Below are 595 nucleotides of genomic sequence, written 5' to 3' on the forward strand. Positions count from 1 at the left end.
CAAGACTATTTTTGCCTTGGTTCATACCATCTGACTGATGTCTTAGATCTATAACAAATTAACTTCACTATAATTACTATTAAATCAGTATTTCTCTTGACTTCTGGTAGAAATTTCACTTGTTACCAGCTGCCAGTGAATTTGTCGGTAAATTGCTCTTTTTAGAAACCAGTGAAGAAAAAGTTGAGCCAGCATTGTACAAGACGATGTTGGGAAATCTTAAACAACGCGGTATTTTACAAAATGTGGCCGCAATTATCACCGGCAAACCACAAGATGAAGTTTATTATGATGATTATTGCCAAATCCTAAAAGAAGTAACCGAGGACTTACAAACACCGTTGATGACGAATCTAAACTTTGGACACGCCTATCCTAGAACAGCTTTACCATATGGATTAGAAGCTGAGTTAGATTTGGACTCAGGCAAGTTGACGATTATGGAACCATTTTTTCAGAGTAGAAAATAATTCATTTGATTCGATATTTTTAAACAACGCAAATTGCAAGAACAAGTTAGCCACTCCGAAAAAATAAAAAAAACTTAAGATCTATCAGGATTGGAGTGCCAGATTATTAGTAGCCGCAAGCCAAG

General features: G+C 35.8%; 1 protein-coding gene. It reads left to right on the forward strand.

Annotation, left to right across the window (positions count from 1 at the left end):
* Positions 1-119 precede the first annotated feature (119 nt).
* Complete coding sequence (locus EGT49_RS12360; protein ID WP_246013852.1) at positions 120-470, forward strand: S66 peptidase family protein; 351 nt, start codon at positions 120-122, stop codon at positions 468-470.
* Positions 471-595 lie beyond the last annotated feature (125 nt).

It is taken from the genome of Companilactobacillus suantsaicola (genome assembly GCF_004745525.1).
GTDB lineage: Bacteria > Bacillota > Bacilli > Lactobacillales > Lactobacillaceae > Companilactobacillus > Companilactobacillus suantsaicola.